This is a genomic window from Bacillus aerolatus (assembly GCF_009183655.1).
GTDB classification, from domain to species: domain Bacteria; phylum Bacillota; class Bacilli; order Bacillales; family Domibacillaceae; genus Pseudobacillus; species Pseudobacillus aerolatus.
Genome location: NZ_WEIO01000001.1, coordinates 533,369 through 550,073, shown reverse-complemented (window position 1 = coordinate 550,073; position 16,705 = coordinate 533,369). Strand labels below are relative to the sequence as shown.

The window sequence follows — 16,705 nt, the reverse complement described above, 5'->3', positions numbered from 1 at the left end:
ACAAAAAATCGTAAACAGGTCCTACTATAACACCCTGCTCTTGTTTTGCTGTTTCGATTTCTGGCTTTTCTGCGACTTCTCACGATTGTTATTCATAGAAAACCACTCCTCTCATTACCTTATTTTTATCATACTGCGAAGGGGGTTTCCTCCGCGAAGCAAAGTTATAACCCTATTCCAAAATAAGATGATTTCTCTTTTAGATTTCAACATAATTAGTTTTTTAGGTTAGTGCAAAAATACCCTGATTAAAATATTCCTCATTAATTATGAAGGAAACTGCAAATCTTTTAGATATGCCTCACAAACAAAAAATAAATACAAATAAAAAACACCGAAATGTTAAAATCGGTGTTTTTTAACCAATCAAAATCCATAACAAATATTAACTTTTATTTGAATGCTTTGGATTAATTCGCTCTGGTTTAGATTTTAGGTCATCGAGTTCGTCTAATTCGCGAGAAAATTCTTCATCTACTTTGCTTGGAGGTATTTTTAAGTTTTTTGGTGTTTGCGGTAAAGAACTTGAGTTGTTACCACCTGTTTTATTATCGTCTCTTCCCATGATAAAGCCTCCATTCAAATATTTCGTTCTTTAAAAGTATGGCTTAGAAACTCCACTTTAATGCAAGATATTTCTTAAATCAATTTTCTTTTTCAAAATAAAAGGCTGATGTATCTGCCAAATAAACGTTTTAAAATCCTTTGCTGGGCCAGGGCGGATTTTGTTTTATAAAAACATAGCTGTCGAGGTCACAAGCCAATCCAACACTTTTAGATTACTTTTTCAGCCGGATTAAGATAATAACAATTTCACCCCCCCTCCGAGAAGAGTGATTATTCAATTTTAACCTTAATTTTTTCTATCGCATTATAACCATACCCTTTTCTATTCCAAAAAGGAGTTGCTGGCTGTTCCTGGTTATACGAATTCGTTGCTTTTGCCATTAATGTATATTCTCCTTTTGCTGCCACTGACCATTCAAACTTCCAAGCAGACCAAGCATAACCTTCTTTATTTTGTTGAGATACCTTTGCTTCCGTCCATGTTTTTCCGCCATTAGTACTTACCTCAACCTTTGTTATATTTCCTTTGCCGGTCCAAGCAATTCCTTCGATTATATGCTTGCCGGTATTCAACACTTCCATATTTAATGGCTTTTGTATAGTGGAGTTAACTTTAATAGTTGTAACCGGAAAAGCCCCTTCATCATTCTCTTTATGTGGATAATAAACATAATCAACAGATTGAAAAGGCCCAGTAAAGTCTGAATCAATCACGCTGATTTGCTTAATCCATTTTACAGAAGCCATTGCGTACCACTGCGGAACAATTAATCTCAGCGGATAACCATGTTTAAAAGGAATGGGGCGGTTATTATATTCATAAGCAATGATCGTATCGGGATGAATGGCTTTATATATAGGTAAACTTCTGGCATAAGTATGAACAGTATCTAGATCCGTTCTTCTTCCATAATCATATCCTTCCACTACCACTTCTTTTGCGCCTTCTTTCATTCCTGCTAACTCAAGAAGCGTTCGTAAAGGAACCCCTTTCCAGTATCCTTGGCTAATCGCTCCTTTTTCCCATTGCTCTCCAAATACTTTCGGCTCAAACAAGCTGCGTTTATTTCCTGCACATTCAAGAACTACCTTCAATGTTTTCGAAGGCAGCCTGAGAATATCTTGTAAGGAAAAGCATTTTGCTGTCTTAACCAGTCCGTTTATAGGAAGCCAATAATTTGAATAGGACAAACCCGGATAGGCAAAATGGTTTCTCCTATAAAATAGCTGATAATCGATTGTATCTGTCTTTATAAACTGAATAGGTGTTTCCTGATTTTCGGGCTGCAAACCGCGTGTCATTAAATAGGGTTTTACAAAAGGATAGAGTGGATAAGGCATCATTTCCTTCCCCTTTCGCTTTATTCACTGGATTATATGTATGGAAAAGAGTGACTAGTCCATTTCTGTACAGGGAGATGATAGGTAAACGCACGGAAACAAAGTTAAGCTCATCCTTTATATGCTTTCTACTTTTCATGCCTCTATCTGTAACATGCTTATGTAACCAAACATCGAAACTACAGTTCGTATTTAACCAATAGCAGCAAAAAACCATTTTATCAAGCGCGGGCTTGCCGATTATCAAACTATTTATACCTCACAAATTTAGCTTAACGAGATGAACCCTTTTTCAATATTAATCACTAACTTCATCAAAAACTTGTTGTGAAAAATGTCCACATGAATCACAAATAAAGACATGTGGACATTGATGGTTCTTGTAATCATCCGGTATACCATCGAATTTTTTCATTGTATCAATTTCTAAATATGGGCTATAAGGATCCCACTTATCGAAGTCCGTTAACCTTCCGTAATCGGTCATAAGATGACCACATCGCGAACAACTATGTTTTACGGATTTCATACCATTACATACAGGACAAAAGTAAGACAAAAAACCAACTCCATTTAAATGTATTTTTATAAAAGTATTATCCCAATACGTAACTACAATTCAGGAGTTTGACTAGACTAAAATGATTTGAACCTTCGCAATGACAGTAGGAACTAAAATGCAAGAAACCATTGCAAGCTGTGAAAGTACGTTAGGTAACCTACATTTATGTTTTTGTATGGGTTTGTACAAAAATTCCGTCTCCCTCCAACCATTCAGCTATAAAAACATCTTTATAATCTGAAATACTTTGTGTTAAAAGTTGCATCTTTAACCAGGATTCATCAAATCCCAAATCTTTTATTTCATCCCATAATACTTCTCCATCACGAATGAGAGTAACAGGAACGTAAACAGGCTTTCCTAAAAGCTTGAAATCCTCCAACGTTGTTTTCTGATACTGTGATTTCTTTAAAATGCTAATTGAACCGTTTGCCTCTAGGTAGCAAAAGGCAACTTCCCGAATCGAAAAGGTTTCACTTTGCCGAAGTAAACTTTGCAGTTGATTGATATTCATTCGACTTTTTTTCAGTGCTTCTCTGTCGACTATCCCGTTTTTTATGAGGGCAGCTGGTTTCCCTTCAAAAACACCTCGAAAAAATAAAGACTTTTGGCCAAGATATTCGACAATAAATAGTAAAAGCCCCCATAAGCACATGGAATAGATAATGTAAGCTACTCCGATTTTGTGGTCATATAAGGCGTTTCCAAGTAGTTCTCCTAACACGATGGCAGCAATAAAAGTAAACGGCGTTATCTGGGTGATGATTTTTCTGCCAACAAACTTTACAAGAATAAACAATAAGAAAAATCCAACGATAAGTTCAAATGTTAAAGGCATCACCTTCATCATTCTAAACACTCCAATCTGACCCCATAACTGGTAAATAATCTTATTATCACCAGATGACGATTAGTTATTAAATTTCCTTATCACAATATGTAAAAACCTTTACCAAAAATGGTAAAGGTTTTTTTATTGGTATTTTAATGGGAGGTAATCGTATGGAAAATGGACAGCATTTACTCGATTTTATATAAAAGGAGCCTGATAAACTAGCACTTCAAACAGTCATACAAAGTCAGAAACTAATTGAAAAGTGCATTGAAGAAAAATATAAAATCTTAAACAAATGAGGAGAGTATTCATTGTTACTGAGGAAATTCATGTCTCGTTTAGGAATAGGTTCAGCACAAATAAGGCCCAACGAAGAAAAAGAGAAAAAAGGGAAAAGCTATCGTATGACTGTTGCTCAAATTGCATTAGCAGATATCGCATTCGCTGTCGATTCAATTTTAGCAGCAGTAGCTCTTGTCGTTGACTTGCCTGATACGCCTATGGGTGATATTGGTGGTATGGATGGCGCTAAATTTATTGTTATTATAATAGGTGCAATTGCAGGTTTAATTGTTATTCGATATGCAGCAGGATTCTTCGTTAAGTTGTTGACAAAACGCCCTAGTCTTGAAAAAGCCGCAATGTTATTAGTTGGTTGGGGTTAAGTTATTAATGCATACTCTTGCTCATCCTTCAGTGAACATTGTTTCCCATGATTTTGTCGAAGGAGTAATTTGGAAGTCAATCTTTTGGTCAGTTATGCTTCTTATTGCTTTAGGTGGTTGGTTTTTATCTAAAGAGAAAACAGAAGAGACCAATAAAGAAAAATAATTATAAAAAACCCCTACTATATTTTTATTCCTTATAATTAATTGGAGATTTATTGATAAAAATCCCGACTTGTCTATGAAATAAAAGAATAAATCGGGATTTGTTTTTTCACTAAAGCAGCCGTTCGTATTAGTGAAATAGATGCGTCACTTAAAACCTGTAGCTTTTTTAAATATAGATATCGGGCCTTTGCTCGCTGTATTAAATACAATTAATTAACGATTATTGCGATTGTTCTTGTTATGTTCGTTATCAAGAAATTGTGCGTCGTTTTCAGCAGCAAATTCAATATTGAAATTATCTACATTTAACTCCTTGTTGCGATTGTTGTTTTTGTTGTCCAAATCACGGTTATTACGATCAAAGCTTTTGTCTTGGTTCACATTCATCCCTCCTTAGTTTTTCATCATAAAAAAACGTATGTCTTTCTATAAAGAATTCTAAATTAGAGCAGCGTTTCATCTAAGCAAACAATCCTTTTGAAATGCGGAGGACTATTGCTTAAGAGTCCAAAAGTATTTGTTTATTTTTAATGCCTGCGCTACTCACTGATATATAGTGCGCCATTTCCAAAAAACTATTCTTAAAAATTTTAGCCTTCTAATTGGGCGACTTATTACCAACTGGCTTTTATTGATTTCGTTTACCTTCGTTAATATAAGGCCGTTTATGCCATTAAGAATATACCGTTACTTTATGGGAGAAAATAACGTCAAAAGGGAGGTGTGAAAATTGACTAGCTTGTTATTAAAAATTTTCGCTTGTCCAATTGCCGTTATAATCGCTATGTATTTATTTCCCGGTGTAGACTATACATCTTTGTGGCAGCCGATTGTTATTGGATTAATACTTGCAGGTGTTGGCGTGGCCATGGAATATTTCATATTAAGAAGAGGAACTTTATGGGTAAGTGTTGCGGCAGATTTTGCAGCCTCAGTTTTGATTGTTTATTTTCTCTCTAATCTTCTCTGGAATGCGTCAGTTACCTTTCTAGGGGCTGTTTTAATCGGGCTTTTGCTAGGTGTAGTAGAATACTTTACCCACAGATATTTAATTTCTACTGGGAAAACACAAAAATCACCGGCCTAACTTTTTGATAGACTTACTTTGTACTATTTCGGAGGATTTGTTATATATGCGAAAAGGAAATATGCTTTTCTTCTTCACCAACCCGGCACGTTAATGGAGTAATGAATAAAACCCAATTTCTCGATTTTAACGCTGAGAAATTGGGTTTTTAATATTGGAATTTCCTTAGCGCTGTAAGTCCGCATCTTCCTGACACTATCCCATTAAAAAGGTGTTGAAGAGGACAGCACTAGATCATGGTTTTAACACAACCTTAATACAATTATCTTCCTTGTTATTAAATATATGATATCCTTTGGAGGCATCTTCTAACGGTATAATATGAGTAATGATTTTTTTAGGGTCTATATCCCCATTTTTTATTTTATCGTACAAATGCGGCATATAATGGCGCGCAGGTGCTTGTCCCATTTTTATTGTAATATTACGAACGAATAAGGGACCTAATGGGAACATATTGTATAATCCGCCATAAACACCTGTAATTTGTAATGTTCCACCTTTCCGTACAGCCTTTGTAGCAATCTGGATTGGACCTAAAGTTCCCCCTTGGAGCTTTAGCTTCTGTTCTACCCACTCAAGTGGAGATTTTTTCCCGTCCATTCCTACGCAATCGATCACAACGTCTGCTCCACCTTTTGTTAATTCCTTTAAAGTTTCACCCATATCATCATACTCGGTAAAGTCAAATATTTCCGTCCTGTTCATCTTTTTCGAGTGTTGGAGCCGATTTGAAATGTAATCTACTGCAATAACACGTTCTGCTCCTTTTTCCCAGGCAAACTGTTGAGCCATTAATCCGATTGGCCCGCAGCCTAGGACAATGACAGTATCTCCTTGTTTTACACCCGCATGATCAACGCTCCAGTAGGCAGTAGGAAGTACATCTGATAAAAACAATAAGGACTCATCTTCTAATTCACAATCCTTCGGAATAACAAAAGGGGTATAGTTGCCAAAAGGGACCCGTAAATACTCAGCTTGTCCACCGGGGTAATTACCGAATTTTTCAGAATATCCTAAGTAGCCGCCTGAATCATAGTGGGGGTTAGAGTTATCACATTGACTTTCCAAATCGTGTTGACAGTATTGGCATGTGCCACATGCTACGGTAAATGGAATGACTACACGATCCCCCTTTTTTACACTTGTAACATCCGGCCCTACTTCTTCAACAATTCCCATCGGTTCATGTCCGATAACATAACCGATAGGTAAAGGGAAATTTCCTTGATACAAATGAAGATCTGAACCGCATATAGCTGTTGAAGTCACTCTTATGATAACATCTTCGCGGTCTTGTATCTTTGGTGCTTCTACTTGTTTTACGGCAATTTCATGTTTTCCCTGGTATGTGACAGCTCTCATGATGTCCTCCTAACATTTTTAAAAAAATATAGAACAATTATGGGTTCCAAATGTTACTATCTTAATAAAGAATTCTAAAAGCTTAATCAAACTCCAACGGAATTTAAGTACCCTTTTCCGTCATATAGTCTCATTTTCTGATTATATGTAGATTTTTATTCAAAAATCGAAAGAACGGGGGATATCACGTTATCGAGGACTCGGAGTTATGATCTACTAGCATATTGAGAAATGTCTCGGCCGCAGACAGGACCTGAATCCGCATATGTATAATGCTGCCAGCCACACGCGCATAAAACGCCTTGTCTTAGACAAGGCGTTTTAATTGATTTCTTATCGATAGGAGGCCAGGGGTCCTTCAAAATAAACGATTTGTGATATTCGTATGTGTAGAGAACGATCTTCCAAGTTCATTTGAATGTGATCTACGGCTACTCCAGCATTTATACCTTCAATTCTACCTGCCGTCGTCATTAATGCCATCTTTTGACCTTGGTGCCTGCTTAAGTGTTGCACAAATACCGGGTCTAAATGCGTAACATATTCGGTAGGCTGAGGCCCCCCCTAATCGGATATATCTGAGTATGCATTGCGGGCAGTTGATTGACATAACCCGGCTGATCGATAGGTTTTTGAACTCCGTGAGCCTTGCCTCTTTCCCCGTCTGTGCCTGTACTCAAATTCCCCCCCCTATATCAACATTATTTCAATATTTATGCTGAAGAGGGATAATGTATTCATGATACTCTCATCTATGTCAAATATGATAATGTCTCATTAATTACTCACAATAATTGAGTGGAGTAGATATGAAATTATATTCTCCTCCTAACATTTTTGATCACTACTTTACTATGGGGAATACTTGGCATGCTGACCATGCTGAAACTTAAATCCTGGTCAGGAACTTCGTAATCTATTCGATTCGCTAGATAATCAAGACTCACTTTCATGACTTCAATGGTAACCCACTCCCCAGCACAGCGGTGTCCCATAAAATAATCACCACCACCCTGCGGAATAAAGCTGAAAGGGCTTCCTTCCCATTTGGCAAACCGCTCCGGACTAAACACATCAGGATTTTCCCAAATTTCAGGGTCATGATTTGTTCCGTAAAGATCCAGCAAAGTTAATGTGCCTTCTTCAAATTTATAGCCGTTCCAGGTGAAATCTTTTTTTACTAGCGCCGCGACAAACGGAAAAAACGGATAAAAACGACGAACTTCCTGTATAAACATCTGAGCATGCTTTTCATCGCCGGATGTGAGCTTCTCCCTTTCTTCCGGGTAATGGTGCACTGCCAGCGCAATGAAATTGATGAATATAGCGATCGCCGCAATCGGTCTCAAAATATTGATCACTTCTACAGCAGCGGTATCGGTATCCAGAAGATTTCCTTCCAGGTCACGATACCAGGCAAATCTGTGTAATGTGGTATTTTCAGGAGGATTCACTTTCCCATCACGAACCCTATCAATAAGTTCTCCGATCCACTTTTCCACGCGATTCCGTGCATTCCTCCCTAGCCAATGATTTGGGCCAATTGCAGCAGCCGACTCGAACATCGCCCCCAAATCTTTTGTCAGCCTCTTAACCTCGTCTTCTTGTATTGTTACACCTGCCCACTGACAGGCTGTCCTGCACATAATTTCCTGTACTTCTTCATAAAGAATCACCTTGTCCATCTGTCTCCATTTATCCACTGCTATCTCCCACTGTTTTTTTGTAATGCTGGTGAGCTTTTCAAGTCCGTTAGGAGACATGATCGACATAAACATTTCCTTGCGATGTTTATGGTTCTGGCCATCTAACGACTGAACACCATTCTTGCCAAACAATGTTTGTACCACCCGGTTTGGTGCTGCATTTTTCCTTTTGAATTTCTCAGTATCATAAAAAACTTCCGCAGCTTCCTTTCCTCCCATGCAGATCGCTTTCTTTCCAAGCAATCGAGTCTCGAAAATATCAGAATTAAAACTGTGACGTCTGTTCAAAATGTACATATATCCTTCTCTCATAAGACTCAAGCTATGATCTATTCCTTCTTCCCGAGGCATTTGATTTGTATTTGACATCTGATTCAGCTCCATTTTTCATGAGTGTTAGTTAATAGGAAGATCCGTCCCAAAGGTATTTTTTAATCAAATCCATATTCACTTCAACTCCAATTCCCTCTCCCTGGGGAATGTGGACGTTTCCATTCACCGGCTTGACAGGAAGGAGCTCCGAGAAAGGGTTCTCCATCGCATCCCACTCGACCGGCTCAATAGCATCCTCCCTCATTTTGCTCCATGGCTTCAGGCTGGCCTGGAAAAACAAGGTATATAGGCGCGTTATCACTCCGTCATAGCTATGGGGGGAAACACGGATTCCAAAATGGCGTGCAAGCTTTAAAGTGTCGAAAAAATCGTCTATTCCATTTTCATGCATGATATCCGGTTGAATGATATCAATTGACTTTTTCGTCAGCAGGGGTAGAAATTGCTTTGCACTTTTGATGTTTTCCCCGCCGGCAACAGGAATGGACAGGTTGGCTCGCAGCATCTGATAATCCTGAATCTGATCCATTGGCATGGGCTCTTCCAGCCACAAAACATTTGTCCATTTGGAAAAGCACCTCTCCCACTTTCGGGAGGCTGCCAAATCATAGCTTTGATTGGCATCCAGGATAATTTCCGCCCCCTCTCCGACGGTTTTCTGGAGAGCTTCGATATGCTCCATGTCTTCCTTGAATGCCCTGCCTCCTATCTTGACTTTCATTTTTCCAAATCCGTTTGAAACACTTTCTTCCGTTATGCTGAGAGAATGCCTGATCCAATCCGGGTGATCCGAATAAGACTGGAACGAAGCATAAACCGGAATGCTGCTTCTGAAGCTTCCTCCCCACAGCTCACAGACAGGAAGATGGGCGGACTTGGCGACAATCTCGGTTAAAGCCATACTAACAGCCGTGGCTGCACGCTGGTGCCACTTTTTCACAGTGCCGACAAGCTTCAGCCGGTCAGTTGCCTTTTTTCCAGTTAAGAAAGGAATAATTCTCTCTTTAAATCCGATGTCTAGGGCCGGCAGCCAGTCAACGCACTCCCCCCAGCCATCTGCACCTGATTCCGTGATGATCCGGATAAGATAGCAGGACCGGTAATGTTTGTAGCCATTTGCATCCCCATATGGCTGAGGCAGCTTATAGAATAAGGGGTAGGTTTCGATTTTTTGGATTTTCATATGTTCACACCTTTTTTTGCAATAAAAAACTCCTAAATAGTATTGCCTATTAAAGGAGCTTTGTTTCAGAATAACCATATTTATTTAAGAGGCATTTTGCTTTGGCTTTTTAGTGATAAAATCCACATTTGGGAAAGGAAGTTCAGGTAGTAGGTATCTAAAAAAGTCTTGAAGCCTCAACATCAACGTCTTCTCCCCCGATAAATCACTAGTTCCTTCTATTTATATATTGCTGCTAGTTAAATCTTCTTCATGTTCTTTACGGAATAAGAAAAGCGTATTTCTTTGTTTGCCTATTTTACATAATTAAAGCTTTTAAGCAGCAAAAAAATCACTGTTCTTAGACTCTTGTCCAATCAAAGTTAGAAGATAAAACATAGTGTAATAGCAAAGGAAAAATAATACCTTTTAATGAAAAATAAGAAGGGAGGTTATATGATGAGTTGGGACAAGTTAAAAAGACTGTGTCAAGAATTTGCTAGGATACTCGATGGGAATGGAAGCCTTGATGAAAATGGAGTTTGTTTAGTACAAAAGTTTCGTGATATTAACTTTACTATTCTTGGACGTGAAACAAACTCTCCACTAGTTGTTCCTCAATTTTTTACTTTTGAAAATTTAGATAGAAAAGGTAATGCGTTAAACTTAGGCGAAACCGTTCTATTACAGGAAGAAGTTAACCCCTTATTAACGGAACTTCGAAAACGAGACATTATCGTTACTGCTGTTCATAATCACTGGTTATTTGAAGAACCTAGGGCAATGTACATGCACTTTGAATCAATTGAACCTCCACTACAATTTGCTAGAAAAGTAAGAGAAGCATTTAAAGTATTAAAAGGGTAAGAAAATTATTCCCTATAGAGCTATAGCATTGTATATCCCATTCATTTCTATTTAACATAATCGTAACTTTAGAAAGTATGAAAAAAGCGAATTCCTTATGTATACACAAGGCGTTCGCTTTTTGTGTTTTTTATAATATAGTTTTTATACATCGTTGATAAATCAACGGTTTCGTGAATCGTGTAAAAACCATCTTGCACATATTCCTCTAAAGGTATATTAATGCCACCAATAAAGTTGCCCATCTCCATTTTCATTTTTTGTGCAAACTTTATTCAGCAGCTGACAATTCACTTTCTGTCACCCATTTATGGTTTTTCACTTTTTCTCCGCCAGTGGCAGGAGTATAATCTACCATATACACAGTTGTTTCTTCAGCTGATTCGATTTCAGCGGCAGCACCATTCATCCCTTGCATATGATCGGCCTCTAAAGTAACTTTTGTTCCCGGTTCTAAAACTTCGTCATCAGCTTCTTTAACCTCTTCATGAATTACCCATTTATGATTTTCTACTCTTTCTCCACCAGTTGTCGGATTATAGGAAACAACATAGGCTATAGTATCATAAGCACCCACGATCGTTGCTTTAGCACCTTTCATCCCTTTCATGTGATCTGTTTTCAGAATCGCTTGACTTCCCACTTCATAAGTTGGATTTTCCGCCACTTTCAAACTTTCGGGAACTTCGCCTGAACTGGAATGGTTCATATCACCATGATTCATGCCTTCCATATCTGTAGTGTTTTCTGTACTTTCCGTGCTCTCTCTGTTGTCTGTGCTTTCGCCATTATCGTTGGAGCAGGCTCCCAGTACTAAGAAAAGGGCTGCAAATAATGAGAGTATTACCGGTTTTTTCCGCATAGAAATATCCTCCTTTGACGTTTGTCCACAATCATATCAAGGAAATTTGCAGAAAGTATGGAGTAAGGCCAATGGAAATAAAAAAACAGAGCGTGTTGTTCACTCTGTTTCCAGGTCCCCAATTATATAGTCCCCATTCTTTGAGACAACTATTATCAACTCTCCATTCTTATAACTTACTATTCTTTACTCACCCACTTATATCCAATCCCCCAAACGGTTGAAAGGTATTGATCGACAGGAAAATTTGCTTGTCTAAGTTTATCACGAATATTTCGCACATGAGAATCAATCGTTCTGTCTTCCGTAAATGCTTCATTTCCCCAAATGCTTTCAAGTAAATTCGGTCTCGAAAAGACTTTATTTCGGTTTTTCAATAATAATCCGAGTAAGGAAAACTCTTTTGGAGTGATTTGAATGGGCTGTCCTTTATACATTAATTCATGAGCTGCTCCATCCCACAAAAGCCCTTTAAATTCAATTTTTATGTTGCTTTCGCTTTTCACTCTCCTGAATACAGCATCTATTCTTGCAAGCAGCTCTGCTTCATCGAACGGTTTTGTCACATAGTCATCCGCACCTATTTGCAATCCTTTTACCACATCCGCTTTCTCATTTCTAGCTGTTAACATAATGATCGGAACATCCGAAAATTCTCTAATTTGTCTGCATGTGTCCCATCCATCCAATTCCGGCATCATAACATCTAACAAAATTAAATCGATAGGATCACTTTTTATGTACGTAATGGCTTTCAAGCCTGAATTTACTTTGATACACCGATAATTTGGTGATAAGTAAATGCTTAATAAATCAAGCATTTTTGCTTCATCATCTACAAGCAGTATTGTTTTCATTCTGTCATCTCCTCTATCAAAATCAAAAACGTGCTCCCTTTACCGAGCCCACTTTTCACCTCAATTCGGCCTTGATGTGCTTCTACGAGCTCTTTTGCAATCGACAATCCCAAACCTGTCCCTCCAAAATCTCTGGAACGGGATTTATCCACCCTGTACAACCGCTCAAATATAAAAGGTATGTCTTCTCCAGGAATTCCACGCCCCTCATCTTTGACTTCGATTAAAACATTTTCCTTTTCTCTTTTAACAAGAACGCTTGTTTTAGTATGTGGATCTGAGTATTTAATGGCATTATCAAATAAATTCAAAAAAACTTGTTCAAATCTCATAGGATCGATTAAAACATACATATTTTCATTGCAATTAATTTCAAGGTTTATGTCTTTTTCCTTAAAGGCTGGCATCATCTTTTCACAAATGCCTCGTAAATAGAAGCATATCTGTACTTTCTCCTGATGAATAACAAAAGTATTTTGGTCCATTTTGGCTAAATCAAATAAATCCTTCATCATATTCGATAATTTTTCAGATTCTTCATAAATAATGTCGAGATAACGTTCTCTATCTTTATCCGCAATGTTCCTTCGTCTAGCCACATCCGCATATCCTTTGATATAAGTTAACGGTGTTCTCAACTCGTGAGAAATACTAGATAAAAAATCGTTTCTTTGTTCTTTCAAGTGCTTTAAGTCTTGGGCAAGAATAGTTATTGATCGCGATAATTCACCCAGCTCGTCTTCTCCCCTATCTGGCAGCTGAACGGAAAAATTACCCTTGCTCAACTTCTCTGTAGCTCTTTTCATTTGAATAAGAGGAGTTGTCAAAGCCCTTGATAAGAACAGAATCGTTACAATTAAAAGTATAATAGTTACAGCCGCTGCCAATAAAAAATGCTGGTTTAATTTTGAAATTAGCCTTTGTACCTGATCCGTACTTTTAAACATATAAACGTATCCATTTTGGTGTCCATTTACTGAATAAGGGCTGACAGTGGAAATATACTTCTCATTTTTCCATCTTCTCTCCAGGATTTTCCCATCACGGGGAACGTTTTCTAGCTTTTTAGATACAATTTTCTTCTCTCCATTGTCTACCTTGGAGGAACTAATAATAATATTTTGTTTGCCGTCTGTGATAATTACCTCTGTATCAGCTTTTAATTCCATAAGAGCAATATGGTGCAGAGTTTCCGTGTTATATAAGTCTTCAAGAACCTCTCTATGACTGTTCCCCCTTGCAAGCAGCGCACTTAATTCTTCTTCTACCCGGCTTTCTACAAGGCCAGTATGCAAAACAAAGAATAAGCAGACTTCAATCATCATCATCACAAAGAAAAACCAGAGACCTAGTTTTAAGGTTATTTTATTAATCGTTATCACCGCTTTTCTAATTACTCTTTCTATCATACTTAATAAAACGCGATAATTTGTGCAGTTTTCAAGGAGTTTTTATTAAAAAATAAGACACCGCTCAATAAATGAACAGTGCCTTTTGCTTTGATGTTGGGTTTATCATATTAATTAGAAGAAGAATCATCAGATGGAGGGCTATCTGGTACAGGTTTGTCTGGTTCGGATCTGGCTGGTGTGGCATTTTCCGGCTCAATATTGTCTTGTGCAGGACTGTCTGAGACAGGATCCGTATGTGTATCTTTGGCATGAGGAAGCTGCACAGGGTGGGCATCTTCAATAATCCGAATAGGTCTCATCATATCATGGTCTTCATGTTCAAGGAAATGGCAGTGCCAGATGTAATTCCCTATATGTTCTTTAAAATGCATAATAATTTTGGTTACCATTCCAATGTCGACCTTCACAACGTCCTTCCAGCCGCGTTCATAGTCTCGAGGTTCCTCTGCCGGTCCCGTCCACTCAAGAACCCCTTCATTTTGGTAACGCTCCACATTGAAAGGACGCCGCTCGAGAATTTTAAACTGAACCAAATGAACATGGATAGGATGCGGAATCCGGGTTAAGTTGATAAAATTCCATATTTCAATGCTATCGAGTGATGGTTTTTCAGAAGCCGGGTCATGATACATTCGATCGTTTAGCATCAGCATTGGCCGTCCGTACCGATCTCTGGAAACGGTCAGAGGCAAATCCCTTATAATATGGGCGTGATGATCGTGCAGCTCCATTTCCGGATATAACGTTTGTGGAATTTGGCTTTCATCTTTTCCCCTTAAAGGAAGATCGACCCTAAGTTGCATTACACCGCTTGTGTGTTCACCTGGAAATTCTGTATCGGTATTTCTCAATGTAAACTGTTGCCCCTCCATGCCGGAGAAATCAATAATAATATCTGTCCGTTCAGCCGGAAGCAATTCAACAGAGGAAAGCTCCATAGGCTGAGTAAGAAGTCCTCCATCCGTGCCGATCTGGAAAAACGCATTTTCGTTGGATAAGCTTAATACATAGCCTCTTCTATTAGAAGCGTTAAGAATCCGAAAACGGTACTTTCTTGGTTCTACCCTAAGATAAGGCCATATTTTCCCGTTTACTACAATCGTATTTCCAACTACACCAGGTGTGATGGACGGATGGACGGATACAGGAAATGGAGGGGTATCAGGATAAAAAAGAGAGCCATCTTCATTAAATGACCGATCTTGGATCATTAAAGGAATTTCGTATCTCCCAGATGGAAGCTGCAACCTTTCTTCAAGAGAGTCGCGAAGCAGATAAAAGCCCGCAAGTCCCGCATAAACATTTAATCTTGTAAGCGACATCGCATGATCATGATACCAAAGTGTCGCTCCCGGCTGGTGGTTTGTATAGGCGTGTACCTTTCTCTTAAAAGTCGGGCCTGTCATTTCATAATTTTGCGTATACCACGCCTCGGGGTGGCCGTCGCTCTCCCAGTCTACATTCGCCCCGTGAAGATGAACGACAGTCCGTACGTCCGGTGTATCAATACTTGAATGAAGAGTACGGTCAATTGGAAGAAAGTGTTTGCATGGGAGCTTATTCACATATTTTATATAAGTGGTTTTGCTCTTCATTGCCTCAATGGTTGGTCCAGGGCTGATTCCATCATACCCCCAAATTCGTGTTTTAGGAAAATCCCTATGGAATCGGTGTATTGCTTCTTTCATTTCAATTTCATAATAAGAGCCTTCAGGATAGCCAGAACGGGGAACAGGCCGGGCAACGGGCGGTTTTTTTAGTTCATCCATAAACTTCGGGATCGTATTTGGATCCGACGGATTTATCTTATTACCCAATGCAATTACATCCTTTCGTTATTACAATTAAAAATCACTAAACTTTAACATGTGACATCCTTATCTCCTGTATAACTCATAAGAGTGACTCAAGCGTGTGAATTTTTGGGCAACAGAAGTTATTTTTGCTCGAATCACTTGTTTCCTTAATTTGCATGTGCAGGAAGCAACTACATCATTATATGCTTGTTAGATCTATTGGCACGGACAAATACCCTTTAAGTGTTCAGTAAAAATAAAGTTTTTTATTTCAATAGCGTGAAGCCGCATTCTTCAGTTCTAGCAGCAAATGGATTTCCTTTATTGTTTCACCGACTGCTTCCTGGTCGATGCCTTTCACGAATAAAGTAAATATAATCCGTTGAAACTCCCCTTAAGTCAAGTTGCCGTAACATAGCAGCTATATTACCTGGATGATACGTCTCATGATTAACCAAATGATCTATAACCTCTACAAACGCAAACCCTTCAGAGAACCGTTGAACCGATAATACCTGCCGCTAAGATGACTCCCGCCACAAGCAGCATCGACCGGACAAACACACGTGAAACCCAACCTTTCTGAAGCAAACGGCCGTAGGTGTAGAGTGTATAGGGCAGAACCACAGCAATGGCGGTCACGACGCCCGGTGTATAGCTATGGAACAGCGCGGTTTGCGCCAAGTGCGTAAACACGTTCAAAAACAGAGCAGTTATTCCGATAACGAACCATTTGCGGTCTTTAGCCGTGGCGCCTGGCCGGGCAGCGCAATAAGATGCGATACAGATCAACCCTAACAACACGGTAACGGCAATAGCAAATCGCGGTGTCGTCCAGAGGACACCTTGCAAATTCCAACCCCCTAGATGCAACTTCTCCGCAAGCATCCCCCGGTGGTTCTCCATCCAAGACTCAATCAGCACCAATTCTTCCATGTCATGGATCAAAAAAACGAGTGGAAAAAGCCACAACACCGCTCTTAACGGCAGCAATCGTTTTACTTGGGCGAACATTGAAATCACTCCTTTGTCCTAGGAATTTATTTACAACCAACAGATTAATAATTTATTAGAATGGCCTGACTGACTTTTCAATTAGAGCCATTCTTTTTACGCT

General features: G+C 38.8%; 19 protein-coding genes. 4 read left to right on the top strand and 15 right to left on the bottom strand.

The genetic code is table 11. The features are described from left to right. Positions 1–385: 385 nt before the first annotated feature. From F9802_RS02985 to F9802_RS02970, 3 genes are all read right to left on the bottom strand, one after another. Positions 386–565, bottom strand: a complete 180-nt coding sequence (locus F9802_RS02985) for a YfhD family protein (RefSeq protein WP_152149618.1) — start codon at positions 563–565, stop codon at positions 386–388. A 272-nt stretch (positions 566–837) separates the two neighbouring features. Further along, the gene (locus tag F9802_RS02980; RefSeq protein ID WP_318636093.1) at positions 838–1,911 is read right to left on the bottom strand and encodes a sulfite oxidase; all 1,074 of its coding nucleotides are present in this window, start codon (positions 1,909–1,911) and stop codon (positions 838–840) included. A gap of 722 nt (positions 1,912–2,633) precedes the next feature. Further along, positions 2,634–3,317 carry a DUF421 domain-containing protein gene (locus F9802_RS02970; RefSeq protein ID WP_152149783.1) on the bottom strand — a complete coding sequence of 228 codons (684 nt, stop codon included), beginning with the start codon at positions 3,315–3,317 and terminating at the stop codon, positions 2,634–2,636. Positions 3,318–3,634: 317 nt separating this feature from the next. Here F9802_RS02970 and F9802_RS02965 point away from each other — a divergent pair, with 317 nt between their 5' ends. Both F9802_RS02965 and F9802_RS19875 read left to right on the top strand, forming a co-directional pair. Beyond that, positions 3,635–3,970 (top strand): TerC family protein, encoded by a 336-nt coding sequence (locus F9802_RS02965; protein ID WP_225435175.1) that lies wholly within the window; start codon positions 3,635–3,637, stop codon positions 3,968–3,970. Positions 3,971–3,977: 7 nt separating this feature from the next. Beyond that, entirely contained in the window at positions 3,978–4,136 is a 159-nt protein-coding gene (locus F9802_RS19875) for a hypothetical protein (RefSeq protein WP_225435174.1), read from the top strand. Positions 4,137–4,351: 215 nt separating this feature from the next. Here F9802_RS19875 and F9802_RS19515 read toward each other — a convergent pair whose 3' ends face one another. Beyond that, a complete protein-coding gene (locus tag F9802_RS19515) occupies positions 4,352–4,519 on the bottom strand; it encodes a hypothetical protein (protein WP_191991753.1) in 168 nt (55 codons plus the stop codon). Between the two features lie 349 nt (positions 4,520–4,868). On the opposite strand from F9802_RS19515, the gene F9802_RS02960 reads away from it, so the two are divergent. Continuing rightward, positions 4,869–5,225: a DUF2512 family protein gene (locus F9802_RS02960; RefSeq protein WP_225435173.1), complete on the top strand. Its 357-nt coding sequence runs from the start codon at positions 4,869–4,871 to the stop codon at positions 5,223–5,225. A gap of 234 nt (positions 5,226–5,459) precedes the next feature. On the opposite strand, the gene F9802_RS02955 is transcribed toward F9802_RS02960, so the two are convergent. The 4 genes from F9802_RS02955 to F9802_RS02940 all read right to left on the bottom strand — a co-directional run bounded on the left by F9802_RS02955 (position 5,460) and on the right by F9802_RS02940 (position 9,815). Beyond that, positions 5,460–6,593: a zinc-dependent alcohol dehydrogenase gene (locus tag F9802_RS02955; RefSeq protein ID WP_152149617.1), complete on the bottom strand. Its 1,134-nt coding sequence runs from the start codon at positions 6,591–6,593 to the stop codon at positions 5,460–5,462. A 333-nt stretch (positions 6,594–6,926) separates the two neighbouring features. Then, positions 6,927–7,076, bottom strand: coding sequence for a YuzF family protein (locus tag F9802_RS02950; RefSeq protein WP_263862284.1), 150 nt, complete (start codon positions 7,074–7,076; stop codon positions 6,927–6,929). A 332-nt stretch (positions 7,077–7,408) separates the two neighbouring features. Further along, a complete protein-coding gene (locus F9802_RS02945) occupies positions 7,409–8,668 on the bottom strand; it encodes a cytochrome P450 (protein WP_152149616.1) in 1,260 nt (419 codons plus the stop codon). A gap of 31 nt (positions 8,669–8,699) precedes the next feature. Further along, complete coding sequence (locus F9802_RS02940; RefSeq protein ID WP_152149615.1) at positions 8,700–9,815, bottom strand: mandelate racemase/muconate lactonizing enzyme family protein; 1,116 nt, start codon at positions 9,813–9,815, stop codon at positions 8,700–8,702. A gap of 438 nt (positions 9,816–10,253) precedes the next feature. Between F9802_RS02940 and F9802_RS02935 the strand changes: the two genes are divergently transcribed. Beyond that, positions 10,254–10,661, top strand: coding sequence for a DUF1259 domain-containing protein (locus F9802_RS02935; protein ID WP_152149781.1), 408 nt, complete (start codon positions 10,254–10,256; stop codon positions 10,659–10,661). Positions 10,662–10,756: 95 nt separating this feature from the next. Here F9802_RS02935 and F9802_RS19510 read toward each other — a convergent pair whose 3' ends face one another. The 7 genes from F9802_RS19510 to F9802_RS02905 form a co-directional block, all read right to left on the bottom strand. After that, positions 10,757–10,918, bottom strand: coding sequence for a hypothetical protein (locus tag F9802_RS19510; RefSeq protein ID WP_191991737.1), 162 nt, complete (start codon positions 10,916–10,918; stop codon positions 10,757–10,759). Positions 10,919–10,932: 14 nt separating this feature from the next. Next, positions 10,933–11,523, bottom strand: coding sequence for a DUF1541 domain-containing protein (locus F9802_RS02930; RefSeq protein WP_152149614.1), 591 nt, complete (start codon positions 11,521–11,523; stop codon positions 10,933–10,935). A gap of 179 nt (positions 11,524–11,702) precedes the next feature. After that, the gene (locus tag F9802_RS02925; RefSeq protein ID WP_152149613.1) at positions 11,703–12,380 is read right to left on the bottom strand and encodes a response regulator transcription factor; all 678 of its coding nucleotides are present in this window, start codon (positions 12,378–12,380) and stop codon (positions 11,703–11,705) included. Next, a complete protein-coding gene (locus tag F9802_RS02920; RefSeq protein WP_318636092.1) occupies positions 12,377–13,762 on the bottom strand; it encodes a sensor histidine kinase in 1,386 nt (461 codons plus the stop codon). The genes F9802_RS02925 and F9802_RS02920 overlap by 4 nt, the downstream gene beginning before the upstream one ends. 137 nt (positions 13,763–13,899) lie before the next feature. Next, positions 13,900–15,561 (bottom strand): multicopper oxidase family protein, encoded by a 1,662-nt coding sequence (locus F9802_RS02915; protein ID WP_191991752.1) that lies wholly within the window; start codon positions 15,559–15,561, stop codon positions 13,900–13,902. A 356-nt stretch (positions 15,562–15,917) separates the two neighbouring features. After that, complete coding sequence (locus F9802_RS02910; RefSeq protein ID WP_152149779.1) at positions 15,918–16,055, bottom strand: DinB family protein; 138 nt, start codon at positions 16,053–16,055, stop codon at positions 15,918–15,920. A gap of 22 nt (positions 16,056–16,077) precedes the next feature. Continuing rightward, positions 16,078–16,602 (bottom strand): HXXEE domain-containing protein, encoded by a 525-nt coding sequence (locus F9802_RS02905; RefSeq protein WP_152149611.1) that lies wholly within the window; start codon positions 16,600–16,602, stop codon positions 16,078–16,080. Positions 16,603–16,705 lie beyond the last annotated feature (103 nt).